Below are 16,327 nucleotides of genomic sequence, written 5' to 3'. Positions count from 1 at the left end.
GGTGAGACGGTGCGGGGGGATGTCACTTCCGCAACGCCTCGACCGGGCGTTCGGTCGCCGCCTTCCACGCCGGGTAGAGGCCGCTCAGGACGCTCGTGACGATGCCGAAGACGACGGCGAGGCCGATGTAGAGCAGGTTCGTCGGCGCGAACGTCAGCAGGGGGTCGGAGATGACCACCTGGTTCAGGACGAGTCCGGCGAGGACGGCGAGGACGGCGCCGAAGAAGCCGCCGACCAGACCCAGCAGTCCCGCCTCGGCGAGAATCATCCGGACCACGTCGAGTTTCTGCACGCCGACGGCGCGGAGGACGCCTATCTCCTGCCGCCGTTCGATGGTGCTCATCAGCATCACGTTCAGGATGCTGACGCCGGCGACGACGAGCGAGATGGAGCCGATGCCGACGAGGAAGGCGTTGAGGATACCGAAGAACTGGTTGATGCCCTGCGTGATGGAGCCCAACTCGAACAGGGTCACCTTCTCCTCGCGGTCGTTCAGTTCCTCGCGGATGGCTATCGCCGTCTGGTTCGCCGCGGTGCCCGTCGGCGACCTGACGACCACCTGCGAGTAGCCAGACTCGTCGAACGACTCCATCGGGACGATGACGGCGTTGTTCGGGTTGAGAAGCGAGATACCGCCCTGTTCTTCGAGGACGCCCACGACGCGGAACGACTGGTTGTCCAGCGTGATGCGGTTGCCGGGTTCGACGTCCAGTCGGTCCGCGAGCGTCGCCCCGACGAGTGCGCCCTGTCGGAGGCGTTCCGGCGACCGGCCCTCCGTCGCCTCGTACAGCACCCCCGGGTTCTCGATGCCGTACACCGTCGTTATCGTCCGGTCCTGCCCGCGTGTCAGCGTCGCCGACCGCTGCCTGACGGGGACCACCGTCCCCTCGTCGGTGACGCGCCGGATGTCCGCCACGTCGCGTTCGCTGAGGCGTTCGTAGCCTTCCTGCGCGTTCGGCGAGACGCTTATTTCGTTGCCGATGTCGCCGAGTTGCTCGGTCGCGCCCGCGCGGAGCGTCGTCCCGAACATCCCCAGCGAGGCGATGGCGAGGACGCCGATGATGATTCCGAGGGCGGCCAGCCCGGAGCGGAGACGGTTCCGCGAGAGGTTCCGCCGCGCCATGACGAGGGCGGGAAACCGGCGGTAGAGCCGCTCGAGGAGGCTCACTTTCCGTATCCCTCCGCCGTCGCGCCCTCTTCGGTCAACCGCCCGTCGACGAGGTTGACGACCCGGTCGGAGTAACTGCGCAGTTGGTCGTCGTGCGTCACGGCGATGATGGCCACGTCCTCCTCGGTCTTCAGTTCGGAGAACAGTTCGAGAACGTCGCGACCGGTCTTCCGGTCGAGGTTCCCCGTCGGTTCGTCCGCGAGGAGGATGCGCGGTTCGTTGACGAGTGCGCGCGCGATGGCGACGCGCTGTTTCTGCCCGCCCGAGAGCTGGTCGGGGCGGTGGTCGAGTCTGTCGCCGAGACCGACCCGTTCGAGCAGTTCCGTCGCGCGTTCGTGCGCGGTGGGGTCGGTGCCGAACAGCGTCGGCACCTCGACGTTCTCGACGGCCGACAGCGTCGGGATGAGGAAGTAGCTCTGGAAGACGAACCCGATGGAGCGCTTCCGCTGCGTCGTCATCTCGGCGTCGGAGAGGTCGGTCACGTCGCTGCCGTCGATGCGGACGACGCCCTCCGAGGGCGTGTCGAGGAGGCCGAGGACGTTCAGCATGGTGGACTTCCCGCTCCCGGACGGCCCCATGATGGTGACGAACTCCCCGGGTTCGGCCGCGAAGTTCACGTCCTTCAGAGCCTCGACGGTCTCCGTCCCGCTCTCGTACCGCTTCCACACGTGTTCGAGTTCGATGATGGACATCGTCGTCACCGCCGCGTGTAGGCGAACGCGCCGAGTCCGACGACGAGCAGAACCGCCAGCACGCCGCCGACGAGGAGCGGTAGCGACGGGAGTCCGCTCCCGCCGGAGTTCTCGTCGTCCGCCCCGGCGTTCAGGTCGCTCACGTCGATTTCGGTGCGCGTCGTTCGCTCCCGCCCGTTCGTCAGGTAGGTCACCTCGATTGGGACCGTCTCCGTCCCCGGCGTCACCTCGGCGTAGAGGTCGAACGAGGCGAAGTCGCTGGACGGGATGCTCCCGACGAAGTACTCGGGGTTGGGTCGCGCGGGCGTCACCGTCTCCGTCTCCACGACGCGGACGACGACGCTGTCGACGGCGCCGAGGCCGACGTTGCTCGTGCTCCCCGAGACGTGGAGTCGCCCCTCCTCCATCTCGTAGTCGACGCCGGTGAGTTCGACCCGGCCGGGGTTGGCGGCGTACCGGAACGACGTCGTCGCCTCGCCGGACCGGTCGCCCGTCCGGTAGCCGACGCGGACGTCCACCGGGCCGGACTCCAGGTCGGTGACGTTGAGCCTGACGGTCCGCGTCCGGTCGGGCGCTATCTCGTTCGCCGGTCGGCGCACCACCACGGTGCCGTCCCGCGAGAGTTCGACCACCGGGTTCTCCAGCGGTGCGTTCCCGAGGTTCGAGACGTCCACGGCGACGGGGGGTTGCGCGCCGGTGCCGACGGTGTCCACCGCGAGTTGGACGTTCTCGCGGAGGGGTTCGGCGTCGAGCGTGACGTTGTCGTTGACGACGCGGGTGTTGCCGGCGGCCGAGGTGTACTGCAGACGGGCCTGCAGTTCCGCCTCCTGCGAGGTGGGCGTCACGGCGAAGTTGAACGTCTGCGAGGCGCCGGCACCCAGTGTCGCCACCACGCGGGTGTCGTTCTTCACGCTGACGTCGCGTCCGGACACCGAGACACGGACGTTGCGGGCGGGGCTGTCCTCGCCGTTGACGGCCGTCACCTGCACCCGCCCCTGGGTTCCGACGACGGCGTCGCCGGCGGAGAGGCCTATCTGCGGGCCGCCCTGCCGGACCGTGACGACGACGGGGTACTGCAGTTGGACGAGTTCGCCGCCGGGTTTTCGGCCGACGACGTGGACGCGGAGTTCGCGCGTCCCCGGACTGTCGAACCGCGCCGTCAGGGGGACGGAGATGCTCGCGCCCGGCGGGATGCTCCCCGGGTTCTCGACGCGGCCGATGTCCTGGGGTCGCCCCCGTCCGCGGAGGTAGACGTCCGTTATCTGGAAGTCGCCGTCGCTCTGCTGGCTGTTCTGGATGGTCGTCTGGACGACGAACCGTTCGCCGGGGACGGGTTGCTCCGGCGAGACGGTCACGTCCGAGATGTACGCCGTCGTCGCGGCGTCGACGAGTCCGATGCCGGCGAACGTCGAGCACACCACGAGGAGGGCGAGGGCGGCTGCGCGTCTCATGTAATCTGATTCATACCTGACGCGCGGACAGCAAAAACCTGCCGTCGAATGGCACCGCCGTCAGGCGGTGTCAGGATACTACTAACAGGTTCGGAGACGGGAACGTCGGCCGTCAGACGGGCGCGGGTTTTTATACCGTCACGGCCCCAGCATCGTACGATGCACGTCCGGGACCTCCCCCTCCCCGGCCCGATACTGGAGCACTACGAGTCCGGCGGTATCGAGACGCTGTACCCGCCGCAGGTCGCCGCCGTCGAGGCGGGCGTCACGGAGGGCGAACGCCTCGTCGCCGCCATCCCCACCGCGTCCGGCAAGACGTTCATCGCGGAACTCGCGATGCTCACGGCCGACGGACCCGCCCTCTACATCGTTCCGCTCCGCGCCCTCGCCCGCGAGAAGTACGAGACGTTCGCCGAGTTGCCGGGGGTGAGCGTCGGCATCTCGACGGGCGACTTCGACGCGACGGACGAGGACCTGGTCGAGGAGGACATCGTCGTCGCCACCGCCGAGAAGGTCGACTCGGCCATCCGGAACGGCGCCTCGTGGGTCGAGTCGCTGGCCTGCGTCGTCGTGGACGAGGTCCACCTCCTCGGGTCGGAGGGTCGCGGGCCGACGCTGGAAGTCACGCTGGCGACGTTGCAACGGCGGGCGCCCGGCCTCCAGATAGTCGCCCTCTCTGCGACGGTGGACAACCCCGAGGACATCGCCGACTGGTTGGACGCCGAACTGGTCGAGACGACGTGGCGTCCCGTCTCGCTCCGGACGGGCGTCTACGCCGACGGCGACGTGACGTTCGACGACGACTCGACCCTCGGCGTGGACGCGGACGCCGCCGGACCGGACGGCGAGGACGAGACGGAGGCGACGGCGGCACTCGTCGCCGACGCCGTCGCGAACGGCGGGCAGTGTCTCGCGTTCGTCCGCTCCCGTCGGGAGGCCGAGTCGCTGGCGGACCGCCTCGCGCGCGAGGAACTGACCGGCGCGTCGCCCGCCGACTGCGACGCCCTCGCCGAGGAGGTGCGCGAACTCGGCGCGACGGAGACCTGTTCGCGGTTGGCCGGGACCGTCGAGTCCGGCGTCGCGTTCCACCACGCGGGCGTCCGGAGCGAACACCGCGCCCTCGTCGAGTCGGCGTTCCGCGAGCGACGGCTGAAGGTCATCTGCGCGACGCCGACGCTGGCCGCCGGCGTGAACGTCCCCGCGCGTCGCGTCGTCGTCCGCGACCTGAAGCGCTACACCGGCGAGCGCATGGCGTGGCTCCCCGTCCTCGAAGTCCACCAGATGTGCGGGCGGGCGGGCCGACCCCACCTCGACCCGTACGGCGAGGCGGTCCTCGTGAGCGGAACCGACGGCGGCCCGGACGCCGACGAACTGTGGGACCGGTACGTCACCGCCGGGCCGGAGGCCGTCCAGTCGAAACTCGCCGCGCGCGACGCCCTGCGGACGCACGTGCTCTCCGTCGTCGCCTCGGGGTTCGCCGACTCCCGCGCGGGCGTGGTGGACCTGCTGGACGCGACGTTCTTCGCCCACCAGTCGCCCGACGTGGACCGCGCCCGTCTCGTCGACTCGGTGGTCGCGGAACTCGCCGAGATGGAGATGCTCGACGCCGGCGGCGGGACGGGCGACGGGGCCGACGGCACGGACCGACTGGCGGCGACGGAACTCGGCGGGGTCGTCTCGCGGCAGTACGTCACGCCCGAGACGGGGGCGCGACTGGTCGCGGGCGTGGAGACGGCGGCGGCGATGGACGCCGCGAACGTGACCGAACTGACGGCGCTGGAAGTCGTCTGCGACACGCCGGACATGCAGGGGACGTACCTCGGCAACCGCGAACGCGCCGCGATGTACCGCTTCGCCAGCACGCACGCCGCGGAGTTCACGACCGGTCTGAACGACGCCGACGACTTCGAGGAGTGGCTGTGCGCGGTCAAACTCGCGCGCATCTTCGCGGACTGGACCGCCGGCGAGTCCGTCGAGACCATCGTCGACCGCTACCGCATCGGGCCGGGGGACCTGGAGGCCCGCCTCGAACGCGTCGAGTGGTTGCTCGGCGCGGCGGACGCCGTCGCCGCCGTCGTGGACGCGGACCTGCCGGTGTTCCGCGAGGTGCGCGACCGAATCTGACCGGGACGCGAACCCGGCCGAGACCAGAATCCGACCGGGACGCGAATCGACCGTGAGTCGACCCCGGCCGGGACGCGAATCCGACCGCGAATCGGACGCCCGTGCGGCGACGGCCACCCGTCTCCCCGCCCGACTTTATTACCCCCCGCGACGTACGTCGTGGGCATGGCTGGAATCACCTACGAGGACTTTCTCGACCTGTCGTACGAACCGGACGAGTCGGACCTCGTGTGTACGTTCCGCATCGCTCCCGCCGAGGGGATGGACGCCGAAGCGGCCGCCTCGCGGGTCGCCTCGGAGTCCTCCAACGGGACGTGGGCCGCCCTCCCGACGGGCGAGGGCTTCACCGACATGGGCGCGACGGCGTTCGCCATCCGCGGCGACGACGACGACGCCGAGGTGGACGTGGCCTACCCCGCGGGCCTGTTCGAACCCGGCAACATGCCCCAGATTCTCTCCTGCATCGCGGGCAACATCATGGGGATGAAAGCGGTCGACACCATCCGTCTCCTCGACTGCGAGTGGCCCGAGGCGACCGTCGAGGCGTTCGCCGGGCCGCAGTTCGGGTCCTCGGTCCGCGAGGAGATATTCGGCATCGAGGGCGACCGTCCCATCCTCGCCACCGTCCCCAAGCCGAAGGTCGGCCTCTCGACGGAACGACACGCCGAAGTCGGCTACGAGGCGTGGGTCGGCGGCGTCGACCTGTTGAAGGACGACGAGAACCTCACCGACCAATCGTTCAACCCCTACCACGACCGCCTCGTCGAGAGCCTGTCGTTCCGCGACGACGCCGAGGACGAGACGGGCGAGACGAAGTCCTACCTGATCAACGTCACCGCCGACACGAACACGATGCTCGAACGCGTCGACCTGGCGGCCGAGGAGGGCTGTGAGTACGTGATGGTGGACGTGATAACCACCGGGTGGGGCGCGGTCCAGACGGTCCGCGAACGCTGCGAGGACCACGGCATCGCCATCCACGCCCACCGCGCGATGCACGCGGCGTTCGACCGCCTCCCCGACCACGGCGTCTCGATGCGCGTCCTCGCGCAGATAGCGCGCCTCTGCGGCGTCGACCAACTCCACACGGGGACCGCCGGACTCGGCAAACTCGCCAACGAGGACACGGTCGGCATAAACGACTGGCTCCGCTCGGACCTGTACGGCACGACGGACGTGCTCCCCGTCGCCTCCGGCGGACTCCACCCCGGCCTCGTCCCCGACCTGTTGGACGCGACGGGGACGAACGTCTGCGTGCAGGCCGGCGGCGGCATCCACGGCCACCCGGACGGCACGCGGGCGGGCGCGGCGGCCCTCCGCGCGGCCGTCGACGGCTACGCCGCCGGGAAGTCGCTGGAAGCGGCGGCCGAAGACAGCCCCGAACTCGCGGCCGCCGTCGAGGAGTGGGGGACGGAGACGCCGCGGTAGGCTACTCCGCCGCGTCGAGGCCCGCCGCCGCGTCGTCCGCCGTCGCCTCGTCGGCGCGGTCCGCGTCCGTCGACTCCGCGAGGCGACGATAGCCCGCGAGGGCGACGGCGACGACGACGGCGCCGGAGGTGTTGATGACGAGGTCTATCGCCGTGTCCACGACGTAGAAGCGGAGCGTCCAGTCGTACCAGAACGTCTTGAAAACGAACTCGTACACCTCGAACCCGGCGCCGATGGCGAGGACGGCCGGTATCAGCCACCACGACGAGTCGGCGGCCGGCGTCCGACGGTGCGTCATCGCGAGGACGGCGGCGACGCCGACGCCGCCCATCGCGTGCGTCAGGAGGTCCCACCACGGGAGCGTCGTGTAGACGCGGTAGTGGAGGCCGCCGAAGTGGAGGCCGGTGACGAGGACGGACCAGAGTGCGACGCCGAACCACGCCGCCGTCGCGCGGTCGCCGCGCGGTACGTCGCGCCGGAGGCGCCCGACGAGCGTCCGCGGCCACGACCTGACGCGACCGGGGAACCCCGGCGCAGAGACGGCGACGTACGTCGCGACGACGGCGAGGAGGAGGGACCCGACGCCGACGACGAGTCGCGTGGAGGTGTGCGGAAGCGAGGACATCTCACCGAAACGAACTCTCAGTCGATTAAATCTCTTGTGTTCGTCACCGGCGGCGGCGAGAGTAGAGGACAGTGGTGTCAGTTACTGAGAGTACGCATTTATCGTGAGATGGGTTCACTATGTACACGATGCGAGCAGCAACCTATCACGACAGGAGAGACATCCGCGTCGAGGACGTCGAGCGCGGGACGGTCGGTGCGGGCGAGGTCCGCGTCGACGTCGACGCCTGCGGAATCTGCGGGTCCGACCTGCACGAGTACACGGCGGGGCCGATATTCGTCCCCGCGGACGAACCGCACCCCGTCTCCGGCGAGACGGCGCCGATTCGCATGGGACACGAGTTCAGCGGCCTCGTCTCCGAAGTCGGCGACGGCGTGACGACGCTCCGAGAGGGAGACGCCGTCGCAATCAACCCGATTCTGTGCTGCGGGGAGTGTCGGCAGTGCCGGAGCGGGAACTACCACATCTGCGATTCCATCGGGTTCCTCGGCCTCTCCGGCGGCAACGGCGGGTTCGCCGAGAGCGTCGTCGTCGACGCGGAGCAGGCGGTTCCCCTCGGTGACGACGTCCCCGTCGAGTACGGCGCGCTGGTCGAACCGCTGAGCGTCGCCCTCCACGCGGTCCGCCGGTCCGGCCTGCAGGCCGGCGACGCGGTGGCCGTCTTCGGGAGCGGTCCCATCGGACTGGCGGTGATACAGTGTGCGAGGGCGGCCGGCGCCGGGACGATATTCGTCTCCGAACCGCGCGACGCCAGACGCGAACGCGCCGCCGACTGCGGCGCAGACGAGTTGATAGACCCGTCCGCGACGGACGCCGTCGAGTACGTCCGGTCGCACACCGACGGCGGCGTCGACGTCGCCTTCGAAGTCGCGGGCGTCGAAGCCTCGTTCAACGACGCCGTCGAGAGCACGGTACCGGGCGGCCGGACGACGGTCGTGAGCATCTGGGAGGAGGAGGTGAGCACGCACCTGAACAACCTCGTCCTCGGAGAGCGGACGCTGACCGGGACGCTCGCGTACCTCGGCGGCCCCCGGTCGGACGAGGAGTACGGCATGGTCATCGAGATGCTCGGGGACGGTCGGCTCGACCCCGAACCGTTCGTCACCGGTCGAATCGGGCTCGAATCGCTCGTCGAGGAGGGGTTCGACCGACTCGTCGACCCCGAGAGCGACCACGTGAAGATTCTCGTCAGGCCGAACGACTGAGGGTCACTCGACCCACGGTTCCACCGTCGCCTCGCCGAACAGTTCGCGCATCAGCGTGACGATGCTCTCGGGCGGGTACTGCCCGCGTTCGGTGACGATGGCGTCCACGTACCGCGGCGGCGTCACGTCGAACGCCGGGTTCAACACCGTCGGGTCGCCGATGTCCGCCGCCGTCTCGTCGTCTATCACCTCGCTCTCGTCGCGCATCTCGATGTCCACCGTGTGGCCCGTGAGCGTGTCGGGGTGGAGCTTGATGGTCTGGGCCGCGCAGACGATGGGCGTCCCCCGGTCGCGGGCGTTGACCGCCAGTCCGCTGGTGCCGATCTTGTTTATCACCGACCCGTCGGCGGCGATGCTGTCCGCGCCGACGAGGACGTGGTTCACGTCGTTCAGATAGCGGCGCGCCGCCGAGTCGACGATTAGCGTCACGTCCACGCCCATCTCGTCCAGTTCGCGCGCGGTGATGTGGCCCTGCATGCGGGGGCGCGTCTCCTTGACGATGGCCGAGAGTTCCTTGCCCTGTTCGACGGCCGCCTCGACGCAGGCGAGGACGTCCGTCGAGTGGCAGTGCGTCATGACGGTGTCGCCGTCGCGGAGGCGGTTCGCGCCGACGCGGCCGAGGTCCGACTGCGCGTTCTCCAGTCGGTCGCGGAACTCCGCGACGCTGGTGGCGACGGCGGCGCGGACGTCCTCGGCGGTGGTGCCGTCGGCGTTCAACAGGACGTACCGAAGGGCGTTCGGCAGGCTCACCGCCGTGGGGCGGGTGTCGTGGAGGACGCGCGCGGCGGCGCGCAGTTCCGCGCGGAGGGCGTCGGGCGTCTCGGCGGCGCTCGCTTCCGCCTGGTCGCGGAGCGCTCTCGCCGCGGCGTCGGCGATTGTCGCCGCGCCGCGAATCTCCATCCTCCCGATTGCGTCCGCGGTCTGTCGAACCTCCTCGGTGACGCGGGATTCGGGGTCGTCCATGCCGTCACCTTCGCGTTCGGGCGAAAAAAGACTCCGCCGTAGCGGAACGTCGTCGAAGGCTATCCGTCCGCAGGCGACGGCCGGCCCACCGCCGCCGGCGGCGTGACGGGACTCAGACGCGTTCGACCAGCGTCTCGTCCGGCGGTCGGATGCGGACGGGTTCGGCGCGTTCGGCGTGGTCCGTCGCCTCCGCGAGTCGGCTCTCGTCCTCGGCGTGAATCGTGCAGAGGGGGTCGCCCCGCGCGACGGCGTCGCCGACGCGGTGGTGGAGTTCCAGTCCCGCGCCGGGCGCGCGGGGGGCCCCCGCCCGCCGCGCCACCTCGTTTATCAGACGGTTGTCGACGTGGGTGACGACGCCGTCGCGTCCGGCGGTCACGGTCCGTTCGTGCCGCCCCGGGACGAGTTCCGACAGCGTCACGTCGGGGTCGCCGCCCTGCGCGGCCACGATGTCGCGGAACCGGTCGAGTGCGCGGCCGGATTCGAGTATCTCGCCGGCGTCGGCGTCCGCGCCGGCGCACTCGAGGAGTATCTGCGCGAGGCGGACGCTCTTGCGTCGGAGGTCACCGGGACCGCTCCCCGACAGCACCGACAGCACGTCTCTGGCCTCGAGGACGGGACCGACGCCGCGGCCGATGGGGGCGCCCCCGTCGGTGATGGCGCAGTCGATGGTCATCCCGAGGTGGTCGCCGACGCGGCGGAAGTCGTGAGCGAGTTCGCGCGCGTCCGCTAGGCTCGACACCTTCGAGCCCTCGCCGTAGGGGATGTCCACGAGGACGTGCGTCGACCCGGCGCTCTGCTTCTTCGACAGGACGGAGGCGACGAGTTGGCCGTGCGGGTCCAGCGACAGCGGCGTCTCCGCGCGGATTATCTTGTCGTCCACGGGCGAGAGGTTGACCGCACCGCCCCACGCGAGGCAGCCGTTCGTCTCGGTGACGACGCGGCGAATCGCCTTCGCGTCGAGGTCGACGGGGCAGAACACCTCCATCGTGTCCGCCGTGCCCGCCGCGGAGGTAACCGCGCGAGAGGACGTCTTCGGGACGGTGACGCCCGCGGCGGCGACGATGGCGACGAGAATCGGCGTGGTTCGGTTGCCGCTGACGCCGCCGATGCAGTGTTTGTCGGCGACGACTTCCTCCTGCCACGACAGCGTCTCGCCCGCGTTGGCCATCGACTCCGAGAGATGCATCGTCTCGGCGAGCGACGTGTCGTTGATGTACATGGCGCAGACGTACGCGCCGAGTTCGACGTCCGAGAGGCGGTCCTCGCGGATGTCGTGGACGATGCGGTCGAGTTCGTCGCGTTCGAGTTCGTCGTCGTCGAGTTTCTTGCGGATGAACTCGACGGACGCCGGACGGGGCGCGGGCGTCACCTCGACGACGCCGTCGACGTGGCCCAGTCGGCGCGTGACGGCCAACTCGCCGGGGTCGACGAGTTCGTCGCTCAGTTCGACGATACCGACGACGGTTCCGCTGTCCGTCCCGATGTGCACCCGGTCGAGGGGATGGAGGCCGAGCGTGGCGGCGTCGCTCCCGTGCATCAGGACCGTCGGCGACCGAGTCCCGATGTCGATGTCGACAGTCGTCAGTTCCATAGGCCGACTACGGTCAAGGGAGTAATAGTGGTGTCCGCGAACGGTGGTATCTCCGGGACCGAGGGCCGCCGCAGTCGCCGGATTGGACCGGACGCTCCGGGTTCGTTCCGGTTCTCCGCGTTCGAGAACCAGCGACCCGCTATATCGAACCCGTGGCCGACTGTTCAGGTATCGGGTGTTTCACCGTGACTACGACGACTTCCACCGACGCGACGAACACGTTCGAGAGCAGCATCGCCGGCGTCACCGTCCGCGGACGGGCGCACTCGCTGAGCGCGTGGTTCGTCCTCGCACTCCGTCTCATGATGGGCCTCGCCTTCACGCACTCGGGCGTCGAGAAGCTTCTGACGGGGTTCGACGCCACGGGCTACCTCCGGTTCGAGACGGTGTCGAACGGGTCGCCCGCGGCCGACGCCTTCGTCGCGATGGCCGCGAACGGCCCGTTCGTGGCGTTCGTGAACGTCGCCGTCCCGTGGGGCGAACTCGCCATCGGCCTCGCACTCGTGTTCGGCGTGCTGACCCGACTGGCGGCGTTCTGGGGGGCGGTCACGATGCTCCTGTTCTACCTCGGGAACTGGGACGTCGCCCACGGCTTCGTCAACGCTGACCTCGCCTACCTGCTCGTGTTCCTCGCCGTCGCGGCGTTCGGTGCGGGCCGCATCGTCGGCCTCGACGCCCTCGTCGAACGGGCCGAGATAGGCGGACGACCGCTCGTGGAGCGGTACCCGCGGGTGACGTACCTGCTCGGTTAGGGGAACTCCGTTCGGTCAGGCGAAAAGAACCGTCGCGTCGGGGCAGAGTCCGACGCTTACGTGTACTGTTCGACGAGGCCGCGGAGAGTCTGCTCGTCGCGGACGCCGACGACCTGTTCGACGGGTTCGCCGTCGCTGAACAGGAGCAGCGTCGGGACGCCGCGGACCTGGTACTGCGACGCGAGCGGTTGGTTCTGGTCGATGTCCACCTTCGCGACGGTGGCGTCCGTCGTCTCGGCGAGCGTCTGCACGGTCGGTTCGAGCATCTTGCACGGACCGCACCAGTCCGCGTAGAAGTCGACGAGGACGACGCCCGCGTCGGCGACGAGGGAGTTCAGTTCGTCGCCGCCGTTCACGTGGACCGGTTCGCTCGGCGACCCGTCCGAAGACTCGGCTTCCGAGCCGTTTTCGATGTTCGATTCGAGCGATTCGCGCTTCTGACGACGAATCTCGTCGAGTTCGTCGGCGTCGGATGTCTTCTCGCTCATCGGCGGATGTTCGTACCGGACGGATATAACAGTTGTGTGTGCTTCGAGCAATAATATCGCACCGCTCGGAACCCCTACTCGACGTAGAGGGAGTACATGATGATGGCGAACCCGATGAGCGTGAGCACGGAGTCCACGAGGACGCCGACGACGAGGTTCAGTTCGAGGATTACGTCGAGAGCGCCGGCGATCGTCGCGCCGAAGGTGATGATGCCGAACCCGAGCGTCAGCGCCCGGAGCGACGACTCGCCGGTCCGGCGGTACGCCTTGAAGCTGAAGTAGGTGATGAGACCCCCGATGACGAGGATGCCCGTCTGCACGACGATGAGGGCGGTGGCGAGGGCCGGGGCGGAGGCGAAGTGACTCACTGCGTCTCCCTCCGAACCGCGGACCAGATGTCCGCGAGTTGCTGTTCGGGCGTCGCTTCGGGGCGGACCACGTCCACGTCGAGGGTTCGGTCGTCGGTGAGTTCGATGCGCACCTCGTCGAACGTCACCTCGTACGTCGTCGTGTGATGTCCGTCCGAGCGAATCTCCGTGCCCTCGACGAGCAAGTCCGCGTCGGTCAGGAGGTCCAACTTGCGGTACGTCGTCGAGAGTGGGATGTCGCACTCGTCGGAGAGTTCACTTGCGGTCATGGGTTCTACCAGTGCTCTGATGATGGCTCGGGCGTCCGCGTCGTCCAGGGCGTCGAGGACGGAGAGGAGTTCGGGCGACTCCTCGGCGGACCGGTCACGTGCCATTGGACTCACTCCTCCGCGAGAGACAATAATCCCCGCGGAAACGTCGCGCCGTGTTCGTTCCCCGACGGCCTCTCGGTCGCTCGATTATGGCCAGTCTCTCGAACGCGTCCGTTCTCACGGCCGGTCACTCCTCGACGCGCGGGTCGAGAGCGGCGTAGGCGAGGTCCTGCAGGAAGTTGCCGACGACGCCCACGAGGACGAACAGCGCCGTCGCCCCGAGTACGAGTGGCACGTCGCGGTCCCGAATCGCGGCCAGACTCACCGTTCCGATGCCGGGGATGCCGAAGACGAACTCCAGCACGAAGACGTTCAACATCAGCACGCCGAGGAGGTCCGCGAACGTGAGCGTCAACAGGGGGACGGCGGCGTTCCGGACGACGTGGCGGGCGACGCGGGAGACGGGAGCGCCCTTCGCGCGGGCGAGTCGGACGAAGTCGCGCCCGAGGAGGTCCGTCGAGAGCGACCGGGTGTAGCGCAGTTGGCTGGCGGTGAGCGTCGTCGCGAGGACGACGGTTGGGAGGACGTACCGCTTCGCGTTCTTCGGGGTCAGCAGTTCGTTCCGAAAGCCCGTCGCGTCCCAGCCGAACTGCGTGCCGACGAGGATGAGCAGGAAGGTGGCGAGGTAGAAGTTGGGGACGCCGTAGCCGAGATAGGCGACGGCCGCGCCCAGTCGGTCCGCGGGACTCCGCCGCCGAAGCGCCGTCGCCACGCCCGCGGTGACGCCCACGACGACGCTCACCAGAACGCCGGGGACGAGGTAGCCGAGCGTGTACGGCGTGGCGCGCGCCAGCACCGCCACGACGGGCGCGCCCATGCTCTGGGAGACGCCCCACCGGAACCGGAGGACGTTCCCCATCCAGTGCGTCCACCGCCACCACAGCGACCGGTCGAGGTTGTGGGTGGCGCGGTAGGCCTCCGCCGCCGCCTGCGGGTCGTTACCGGCCATCGCGGCGGCGAACTCGACCTTGGCGACGTTCGGATTCTCCGGGACGGTGACGAGGAGGAACACCACGGTCAGGACGCCGACGGCGGCGACGACGGCGAAGACGCTCCGCCGGAGGAGGAAGCCGAGGCGACTCACGCGACCCTCCCGGGCGGGGGCGACGTTCGGCCGCGGCGGTGCCGTTCGGCGCGATGCACGGTGGGATGCGTCCCGGCGATGACACATGAACGTTGCTCAAATCGCGATTCCAGCGTACGGTAGTTTCTTGTCCGTCGCCGCAGTCGCCCACCTCGTGCCACCCGCGGACGAATCGCCGGGCGCACCGGCGGCCGGTCGGGTCGACTGGGACGCCGTGACCGACGAGTCGGAGCGGTCGGTGCGGGCGGCGGTCCTCGCCGCGTTCCTCGTCGTCGTCGCCGCCTCGTTCGCCTACGACTACGCCGTCGTCGCGTCGGGTAATCCGTTCGTCGCGGGCGTCGACCCGACGGCGATGGACTGGCTGTTCGGACTCTCGCTGGGCGCGTTCGGCGTCTCGCTCGCGCACGCCGTCACCGCGCGGCCCGAACGCGCCGCCGAGGTGCTGGCGGAGTTCCGCGGCCGCCCGGTTGCGGCGGGAAGCCTCGCGTACCTCGTCGGCTTCTTCCTCGTCGGCCTGTTCGGCCCCCTGCTCGTCGGCCCGGCGACGCCGGACGTCCTCCACGCCGCGCAACCGCCCGTGTTCACGACCATCAACGACCTCATCGTCGGCAACTGCGTGGGGCCGGTGACCGACGGCGCCTGCGCCGGGACGGCCCGGTTCCCGTTCGGCACCGACCCGTTCGGCCGCGACATGGTGTGGGTGACGGTGCAGGGCGCGCGCATCGCGCTCCAAGTCGCCCTCGTATCCTCGGTCATCATCGTTCCTGTCGCCACCGTCGTCGGCGTCACGGCGGGCTACTTCGGCGGCCCCGTCGACGCCCTCCTGATGCGGTACGTCGACGTCCAGCAGTCCGTCCCCGCCATCGTCATCTACTTCATCGCCATCTTCGTCTTCGGCCGGAGCCTCTTTCTCATCGTCCTCGTGTTCGGCCTCCTCGGGTGGGGCGGCGTCGCCCGCATCGTCCGCGGCGAGGTGCTGTCGCTCCGAAACGAACACTACGTCACGGCGGCCAAGAGCGCGGGCGCCTCGAACCTCGACGTCCTCCGCAAGCACGTCGTGCCGAACGTCACCGACACCGTCGTCGTCTCGACGGCCCAGCAGATTCCCTACCTGATTCTCGTGGAGGCGTCGCTGTCGTTCCTGAAACTGAACGCCATCGAACTGCCGTCGTGGGGCGAGACGATTCGCTGGGGGATGAGCGACTACTTCCCGCTGTTCTGGTGGATTTCGACGTGGCCCATCCTCGTCCTCGTCGCCACCATCCTCGCGTTCGGCCTGTTCGGCGACGCGCTACAGGACGCACTCGACCCCCGGGAGTAGGCGAACATCGGAGCGTCGTCCGACCCGTGGTCCGGTCCGGGCCACTCGCGCGTCAGGAACGCTCGTACGTCGCCGTCAGTCGCGCCCGTTCGAGCGTCGCGTCGTCGGTTGCTCGCTGGACGGCGTCGCGTCGCGCCCCCGCCGTCACGTCGAGTCTGTCGCCGAGGGCGAACAGCGTGAACCGGTAGGTGTGCGGGCCGTCGCCGGCGGGCGGACACGCCGGGTAGTATCCCACGTCGCCTCCGCCGTTCGTCCCCTGCCGCGCGCCCCCGAGGACCGTCCCCTCGCCGGGCACGTCCGCCGGAATCTCCGCCGTGTCGGCCGGGAGGTTCCACAGCAACCAGTGGACGAACGGCTCGCTTCCGGGGGCGTCCGGGTCGTCCGCGACGACTGCGAGCGCCGCGGTATCGTCGGGGACGCCCGCGACGGAGAGCGGCGGTGAGACGCCCTCGCCGTCGCAGGAGAACCGTGTCGGCAACGTCGCGCCGGCGTCGAACGCCGACGAGGAGAGCGTCAGCGACTCCGCCGTGCGGTCCGTCCCCCCATCTGTCGCGAGTGTACGGTTCGCCGCCCGATCGGCGGTCTGTGCCGTCTCGGCGGCGTCCGCGCCCGCCGAGTCGTCGTCCGGTCGCCCGACGCACCCGGTCAGCGAAGCGCCGGAGAGGGCGAGCACGTCGCGTCGGTGCATGCGTGCCG

At 69.5% G+C, this 16,327-nt stretch carries 16 protein-coding genes; 5 read left to right on the top strand and 11 right to left on the bottom strand.

Going from position 1 to position 16,327, the window contains the following annotated elements:
• Window positions 1-22: 22 nt before the first annotated feature.
• Genes BM310_RS06970 through BM310_RS06960 form a run of 3 tightly spaced genes read right to left on the bottom strand, consistent with a single transcriptional unit; the run spans window position 23 to window position 3,311 of the window.
• Window positions 23-1,168 (bottom strand): ABC transporter permease, encoded by a 1,146-nt coding sequence (locus tag BM310_RS06970; protein ID WP_089805914.1) that lies wholly within the window; start codon window positions 1,166-1,168, stop codon window positions 23-25.
• Window positions 1,165-1,860: an ABC transporter ATP-binding protein gene (locus tag BM310_RS06965; protein WP_089807066.1), complete on the bottom strand. Its 696-nt coding sequence runs from the start codon at window positions 1,858-1,860 to the stop codon at window positions 1,165-1,167. Before BM310_RS06965 ends, BM310_RS06970 begins: the two co-directional genes overlap by 4 nt.
• 5 nt (window positions 1,861-1,865) lie before the next feature.
• Complete coding sequence (locus BM310_RS06960) at window positions 1,866-3,311, bottom strand: COG1361 family protein (RefSeq protein WP_089805912.1); 1,446 nt, start codon at window positions 3,309-3,311, stop codon at window positions 1,866-1,868.
• Window positions 3,312-3,470: 159 nt separating this feature from the next.
• Here BM310_RS06960 and BM310_RS06955 point away from each other — a divergent pair, with 159 nt between their 5' ends.
• Window positions 3,471-5,435 carry a DEAD/DEAH box helicase gene (locus tag BM310_RS06955; RefSeq protein WP_089805910.1) on the top strand — a complete coding sequence of 655 codons (1,965 nt, stop codon included), beginning with the start codon at window positions 3,471-3,473 and terminating at the stop codon, window positions 5,433-5,435.
• A gap of 165 nt (window positions 5,436-5,600) precedes the next feature.
• Entirely contained in the window at window positions 5,601-6,863 is a 1,263-nt protein-coding gene (gene rbcL, locus BM310_RS06950) for a type III ribulose-bisphosphate carboxylase (RefSeq protein ID WP_089805908.1), read from the top strand.
• Window position 6,864: 1 nt separating this feature from the next.
• On the opposite strand, the gene BM310_RS06945 is transcribed toward rbcL, so the two are convergent.
• The gene (locus tag BM310_RS06945) at window positions 6,865-7,488 is read right to left on the bottom strand and encodes a hypothetical protein (RefSeq protein ID WP_245778437.1); all 624 of its coding nucleotides are present in this window, start codon (window positions 7,486-7,488) and stop codon (window positions 6,865-6,867) included.
• A gap of 128 nt (window positions 7,489-7,616) precedes the next feature.
• Between BM310_RS06945 and BM310_RS06940 the strand changes: the two genes are divergently transcribed.
• Complete coding sequence (locus tag BM310_RS06940; RefSeq protein ID WP_089807064.1) at window positions 7,617-8,693, top strand: 2,3-butanediol dehydrogenase; 1,077 nt, start codon at window positions 7,617-7,619, stop codon at window positions 8,691-8,693.
• A gap of 3 nt (window positions 8,694-8,696) precedes the next feature.
• Here the strand turns inward: BM310_RS06940 and BM310_RS06935 are convergent, their stop codons facing one another.
• Together BM310_RS06935 and BM310_RS06930 are read right to left on the bottom strand one after the other, a co-directional pair.
• On the bottom strand, window positions 8,697-9,656 hold the full coding sequence (locus BM310_RS06935) for a ribose 1,5-bisphosphate isomerase (RefSeq protein ID WP_089805906.1): 960 nt from the start codon (window positions 9,654-9,656) through the stop codon (window positions 8,697-8,699).
• A 112-nt stretch (window positions 9,657-9,768) separates the two neighbouring features.
• Window positions 9,769-11,247 (bottom strand): AMP phosphorylase, encoded by a 1,479-nt coding sequence (locus BM310_RS06930; protein WP_089805904.1) that lies wholly within the window; start codon window positions 11,245-11,247, stop codon window positions 9,769-9,771.
• Between the two features lie 185 nt (window positions 11,248-11,432).
• Here BM310_RS06930 and BM310_RS06925 point away from each other — a divergent pair, with 185 nt between their 5' ends.
• Window positions 11,433-11,999: a DoxX family protein gene (locus BM310_RS06925; RefSeq protein WP_089805902.1), complete on the top strand. Its 567-nt coding sequence runs from the start codon at window positions 11,433-11,435 to the stop codon at window positions 11,997-11,999.
• Window positions 12,000-12,055: 56 nt separating this feature from the next.
• Here the strand turns inward: BM310_RS06925 and trxA are convergent, their stop codons facing one another.
• The 4 genes from trxA to BM310_RS06905 form a co-directional block, all read right to left on the bottom strand.
• Entirely contained in the window at window positions 12,056-12,487 is a 432-nt protein-coding gene (gene trxA, locus BM310_RS06920; protein ID WP_089805900.1) for a thioredoxin, read from the bottom strand.
• 74 nt (window positions 12,488-12,561) lie between these two features.
• Window positions 12,562-12,855 carry a DUF7521 family protein gene (locus BM310_RS06915; protein WP_089805898.1) on the bottom strand — a complete coding sequence of 98 codons (294 nt, stop codon included), beginning with the start codon at window positions 12,853-12,855 and terminating at the stop codon, window positions 12,562-12,564.
• Window positions 12,852-13,229: a helix-turn-helix domain-containing protein gene (locus BM310_RS06910; RefSeq protein ID WP_089805896.1), complete on the bottom strand. Its 378-nt coding sequence runs from the start codon at window positions 13,227-13,229 to the stop codon at window positions 12,852-12,854. Before BM310_RS06910 ends, BM310_RS06915 begins: the two co-directional genes overlap by 4 nt.
• 124 nt (window positions 13,230-13,353) lie before the next feature.
• Window positions 13,354-14,310, bottom strand: coding sequence for an ABC transporter permease (locus BM310_RS06905; protein WP_143105122.1), 957 nt, complete (start codon window positions 14,308-14,310; stop codon window positions 13,354-13,356).
• Between the two features lie 154 nt (window positions 14,311-14,464).
• Between BM310_RS06905 and BM310_RS06900 the strand changes: the two genes are divergently transcribed.
• The gene (locus BM310_RS06900) at window positions 14,465-15,631 is read left to right on the top strand and encodes an ABC transporter permease (RefSeq protein ID WP_177232549.1); all 1,167 of its coding nucleotides are present in this window, start codon (window positions 14,465-14,467) and stop codon (window positions 15,629-15,631) included.
• A 52-nt stretch (window positions 15,632-15,683) separates the two neighbouring features.
• Here BM310_RS06900 and BM310_RS06895 read toward each other — a convergent pair whose 3' ends face one another.
• Window positions 15,684-16,319, bottom strand: coding sequence for a YbhB/YbcL family Raf kinase inhibitor-like protein (locus BM310_RS06895; RefSeq protein ID WP_089805889.1), 636 nt, complete (start codon window positions 16,317-16,319; stop codon window positions 15,684-15,686).
• Window positions 16,320-16,327 lie beyond the last annotated feature (8 nt).

It is taken from the genome of Halogeometricum rufum (genome assembly GCF_900112175.1).
GTDB classification, from domain to species: Archaea; Halobacteriota; Halobacteria; order Halobacteriales; family Haloferacaceae; genus Halogeometricum; species Halogeometricum rufum.
Note: the sequence above shows the minus strand (reverse complement) of the source record. Positions and strands in the feature narration are given on the sequence as shown.

Bases quoted from the DNA above. Each gene is read 5' to 3' on its own strand.
- BM310_RS06965 (WP_089807066.1), bottom strand. From the start codon at position 1,860: ATGTCCATCATCGAACTCGAACACGTGTGGAAGCGGTACGAGAGCGGG.
- BM310_RS06960 (WP_089805912.1), bottom strand. From the start codon at position 3,311: ATGAGACGCGCAGCCGCCCTCGCCCTCCTCGTGGTGTGCTCGACGTTC.
- BM310_RS06955 (WP_089805910.1), top strand. From the start codon at position 3,471: ATGCACGTCCGGGACCTCCCCCTCCCCGGCCCGATACTGGAGCACTAC.
- rbcL (WP_089805908.1), top strand. From the start codon at position 5,601: ATGGCTGGAATCACCTACGAGGACTTTCTCGACCTGTCGTACGAACCG.
- BM310_RS06945 (WP_245778437.1), bottom strand. From the start codon at position 7,488: ATGTCCTCGCTTCCGCACACCTCCACGCGACTCGTCGTCGGCGTCGGG.
- BM310_RS06940 (WP_089807064.1), top strand. From the start codon at position 7,617: ATGCGAGCAGCAACCTATCACGACAGGAGAGACATCCGCGTCGAGGAC.
- BM310_RS06935 (WP_089805906.1), bottom strand. From the start codon at position 9,656: ATGGACGACCCCGAATCCCGCGTCACCGAGGAGGTTCGACAGACCGCG.
- BM310_RS06930 (WP_089805904.1), bottom strand. From the start codon at position 11,247: ATGGAACTGACGACTGTCGACATCGACATCGGGACTCGGTCGCCGACG.
- trxA (WP_089805900.1), bottom strand. From the start codon at position 12,487: ATGAGCGAGAAGACATCCGACGCCGACGAACTCGACGAGATTCGTCGT.
- BM310_RS06910 (WP_089805896.1), bottom strand. From the start codon at position 13,229: ATGGCACGTGACCGGTCCGCCGAGGAGTCGCCCGAACTCCTCTCCGTC.
- BM310_RS06895 (WP_089805889.1), bottom strand. From the start codon at position 16,319: ATGCACCGACGCGACGTGCTCGCCCTCTCCGGCGCTTCGCTGACCGGG.